This is a genomic window from Neorhizobium sp. BETTINA12A, from assembly GCF_023006485.1.
Lineage (GTDB): Bacteria > Pseudomonadota > Alphaproteobacteria > Rhizobiales > Rhizobiaceae > Neorhizobium.
In genome coordinates this window covers 1-4,122 of sequence record NZ_JALBGW010000262.1, presented here as the reverse complement: position 1 = coordinate 4,122, position 4,122 = coordinate 1, and the positions used below count along the sequence as shown (strand labels likewise).

Genomic DNA, 4,122 nt, shown 5'->3' with positions numbered 1-4,122 from the left:
CCTGCCGCTCCCCGCTCGCCGCGGCCGCGTCTGGCCCCGCTGCCTGCCGGTTCCGTCTCTGGGGTCAAATCGTCCATGATGTTCCTCGCCTCCGCTTTGAAAAGCGCCTCAAGCTTTTTTGATGCGCCATGCTAGGCTCAAGCGCAAGCCGAGCCCCGCCTTTCTGCGTCACGGGTTTGTACAGGACAGACATCACGCCGTGATCTTCCGTCGTTTTTCCGACGCGCCGCTGTCGCATACGAAAGAAATTGCCAAGCAAATTAAAGGTACAGATAGTCGGGACGGTAAACGTCTGATTTGCCGGCCTTCGAACCGGCCCCTCGAACGAAGGGAAACATTGCATGTCCGACGACGAAATCATCCTGGCGGAACTTTCCGACGAGGAACTCGTGCAGCAGATGCACGACGATCTTTACGACGGCTTGAAGGAGGAGATCGAGGAGGCGACCAACATCCTGCTCACGCGCGGCTGGACGCCCTATGACGTCCTCACCAAGGCCTTGGTCGAGGGTATGCGCATCGTCGGCATCGACTTCCGTGACGGCATTCTTTTCGTGCCGGAAGTGCTGCTATCGGCGGGTGCCATGAAGGCGGGCATGTTCATCCTGCGGCCGCTTCTGGTCGAGACCGGCGCTCCCAAACTCGGCAAGATGGTGATCGGCACCGTCAAGGGCGACATCCACGACATCGGCAAGAACCTTGTCGGCATGATGATGGAGGGAGCGGGCTTCGACGTGGTCGATCTTGGCATCAACAACCCGGTCGAGAACTATCTCGATGCGATCGAGCGGGAACAGCCGGATATTCTTGGAATGTCGGCGCTTTTGACCACGACCATGCCTTACATGAAGGTCGTCATCGATACGCTGAAGGAAAAGGGCATGCGCGACGACTATATCGTACTTGTCGGCGGCGCGCCGCTCAACGAGGAATTCGGCAAGGCGGTCGGCGCCGATGCCTATTGCCGCGATGCGGCGGTCGCCGTCGAAACGGCAAAGGAATATATCCGCCGCAAGCACAACAGCCTTGCCGCCGGCGCCTGAGGCGCCGAACGGCTTGCTGACGGCGACGCCTTAACGCGCAGCGCGATCGACCCGGCGTCCCGCATCCTGCGTGGCATTGACGGTGTTGGCCGCATCCTTGCCCATGCCGCGGATGGTATTGCCGCAGGAGGTGAGTGAAACCATCGTCGCGAGAAGAGCGGCGATTACCGTGACTGTCTTGACCGTCATGTTAGAATACTCCGATGGAGAGAAATGAAATCGTGGCGGAAATGGATTTTCCGGCAAAGGAACGTTCAACTTGCGAAAAAGTTCACGTGATCGCGTGCGGAGCGATCGCGCGGGAAATCCTTGCTGTTTCCAGGCAGCAAGGTCTTGGCCATATCGATCTCAACTGCCTGCCGGCGATCTGGCACGCCTATCCGCAGAAGATCGTTCCGGGGCTTGAAAGAGCCGTCGCCGAGGCGCGGGAAGCGGGTTTCGAAAAGATCTTTTTCGCCTATGCGGATTGCGGAACCGGCGGCGACATCGACCGGCTCTGCGAACGCGAGGGCATCGCCCGCATCGAGGGGCCGCACTGTTATTCCTTCTTCGCCGGAAACGACGCTTTTGCCGCAAAGGCGGACGAAGACCTGTTCTCATTCTTCTTGACAGATTTTCTCGCCCGCCAGTTCGAGGCCTTCGTCATCGAACCGCTCGGCCTCGATCGTCATCCGGAGTTGAAGGACATGTATTTCGGCAATTACCGAAAGCTCGTCTATCTGAGCCAGGAGGAAGACGAGGTCCTTCAGGAGAAGGCGCGTGGGGCCGCCGAATATCTCGGCCTGGAATACGAATACCGGTTCACCGGCTACGGCGACCTCACGCAGGCGTTACACTCGGTTTAACCGTTTCTTCGGGCCTTCGGCGGAAGAGTGCGGCCCTGCGCTTTTTGCGGAGGGATCGATGCAGGACCGGAATTCTCGGATCGTGGTGATGACGTCAGGCGGGGTGAACCCGCAGGTGATGATCAACGCGTTGGCAAAACATTTCCCCGACCTGCATGTCGTTGAGGAACAGCCGGAATCGAAGGGCACGCTTTTGAAACGCCGCGCCCGGCGGTTCGGCTGGTTTACCGCGCTTGGCCAACTTGCGACGATGATCGCGTCGCGGCTCACCAAGAGCGTGGCGGCGAGCCGCTCCGCCGAGATCATCCGCGACTACGGCCATTCCACCGAGCCTAACCCGGCGATCCCCGTGACGCACGTGGCCTCCCTCAACGATCCGGCCTGTCACGCAGCGGTGACAGCCCTGAAGCCCGCCGCGATCTTCACCATATCCTGCCGCATCCTGTCGCCGGAGACGCTTGCCGCTGTCCCCTGCCCGGTGATCAACTTCCACGCCGGCATCAATCCGATGTATCGCGGCCAGATGGGCGGCTATTGGTCGCGTGTCGAAGGCGACGAGAAGAACTTTGGCGCCACCGTGCATTTGGTCGACAAGGGCATCGATACCGGCGGAACGCTCTACGAGAAGCGGGTGGAGCCGGCGCGCTCGGATTCGCTCGCCACTTATCCGTTGCTGATGACCGCCTCTTCCGTCGATATCAGCGTCCGCGCGCTTCGCGATGCCATCGCCGGCACACTGAAGCCGTACCAGCCGCAAGGACCCTCCGCACTACGTTTCCCGCCGCCGATCTGGACCTGGGTCTATCACGGGCTGACCCGGAAGATCTGGTAACCGGCACCCGGCCCGACATCCGGCAAGGCAATCCCATCACCGCGTCGTATTTTGCTGGGTGCGACGTCGTCACAAGCGCAGTCTTGTCGCCCGCACCCGTGCATGCTGCACCTCAACACGGAGGAATTCATGGCCGACCGCATCGTCGTCTTCTGGCGGGATATTCCGGCGCAGGTGATCATCAAGAAGGGCCGCCAGACCGCCAAGCGGGAATTGTCGCTGCGCTTTACCGAGGCGATCGACATGTGCGCGATGCGCAGCGGCGCAGCCGGCACCGACGACTATCTCGCCGAATGGCGCAAGGCACAACCGATCGCCGTCTCCGACGATCTTGAGGCCGAAGCCGACAGGGCGGCGGCCGAACTCGAAGCAGCTTATGACCGGGAAAAGCTCGTGGCGCTGGTGAAGACCGGCGGCCGCGAAACCGCCTGACGTTCAGACAATCACATCGTTTGGCGCCGCATCGCGCGCCTGGAGGAAGAAATGACCCGCACCATCGTCGCATCCGCAACCCGGGAGATTGTGATCGGCTTCGACCAGCCCTTCTGCGTGATCGGCGAACGCATCAACCCGACGGGCCGCAAGAAGCTCGCGGCCGAGATGATCGAGGGCAATTTCGACACGGTCATCAGGGATGCGCTGGAACAGGTGGCGGCGGGCGCCACCATGCTCGACGTCAATGCCGGGGTCACCTCGGTCAACCCCAACGAGACCGAACCTGGCCTACTCGTCCGGACGCTGGAGATCGTCCAGGGCCTCGTCGACGTGCCGCTGTCGATCGACAGTTCGGTGACAGCCGCCATCGAGGCGGCGCTGAAAGTGGCCAAGGGCCGGCCACTGGTCAATTCGGTCACCGGCGAGGAGGAAAAGCTCGAGGCGATCCTGCCGCTTTGCAAGAAATACGACGTACCGGTCGTGGCGATCTCCAACGACGAGACCGGCATTTCGATGGATCCGGACGTCCGTTTCGCGGTCGCCAAGAAGATCGTCGAACGCGCCGCCGACTACGGCATCAAGCCGCATGACATCGTCGTCGATCCGCTGGTCATGCCGATCGGCGCGCTCGGCAGCGCCGGCCTCCAGGTCTTTGCGCTACTGCGGCGCCTGCGCGAGGAGCTGAAGGTCAACACGACCTGCGGGCTCTCCAACATCTCCTTCGGCTTGCCGCACCGCCATGGCATCAATGCCGGCTTCATCCCGATGGTGATCGGCGCCGGCATGACGTCGGCGATCATGAACCCCTGCCGGCCGCAGGAAATGGAAGCGGTGCGCGCCGCCAACGTGCTGAACGGCACGGATCAGAACTGCGGTAACTGGATCATGACCTATCGCGACTACAAGCCAGTCGAAGGCGGCGGAGCCGCTGCGACGGCTGCACCTTCTGCTGCCAGCGGCCGACGCG

At 61.8% G+C, this 4,122-nt stretch carries 6 protein-coding genes; 5 read left to right on the top strand and 1 reads right to left on the bottom strand.

Annotated elements, in window-relative coordinates:
* The first annotated feature begins 341 nt into the window (after window positions 1-341).
* Window positions 342-1,043 (top strand): B12-binding domain-containing protein, encoded by a 702-nt coding sequence (locus tag MOV61_RS28800; protein ID WP_038543293.1) that lies wholly within the window; start codon window positions 342-344, stop codon window positions 1,041-1,043.
* A gap of 30 nt (window positions 1,044-1,073) precedes the next feature.
* Here MOV61_RS28800 and MOV61_RS28795 read toward each other — a convergent pair whose 3' ends face one another.
* Window positions 1,074-1,232: a hypothetical protein gene (locus MOV61_RS28795; protein ID WP_038543295.1), complete on the bottom strand. Its 159-nt coding sequence runs from the start codon at window positions 1,230-1,232 to the stop codon at window positions 1,074-1,076.
* 14 nt (window positions 1,233-1,246) lie between these two features.
* On the opposite strand from MOV61_RS28795, the gene MOV61_RS28790 reads away from it, so the two are divergent.
* The 4 genes from MOV61_RS28790 to MOV61_RS28775 form a co-directional block, all read left to right on the top strand.
* Entirely contained in the window at window positions 1,247-1,888 is a 642-nt protein-coding gene (locus tag MOV61_RS28790) for a DUF1638 domain-containing protein (protein ID WP_244447501.1), read from the top strand.
* Window positions 1,889-1,946: 58 nt separating this feature from the next.
* Window positions 1,947-2,720, top strand: coding sequence for a formyl transferase (locus tag MOV61_RS28785; RefSeq protein WP_247139036.1), 774 nt, complete (start codon window positions 1,947-1,949; stop codon window positions 2,718-2,720).
* 129 nt (window positions 2,721-2,849) lie between these two features.
* A complete protein-coding gene (locus MOV61_RS28780) occupies window positions 2,850-3,152 on the top strand; it encodes a virulence factor (RefSeq protein WP_038543300.1) in 303 nt (100 codons plus the stop codon).
* Window positions 3,153-3,203: 51 nt separating this feature from the next.
* Window positions 3,204-4,122: methyltetrahydrofolate cobalamin methyltransferase (locus MOV61_RS28775; RefSeq protein WP_247139035.1), on the top strand; the 919-nt coding region annotated here is incomplete at its 3' end.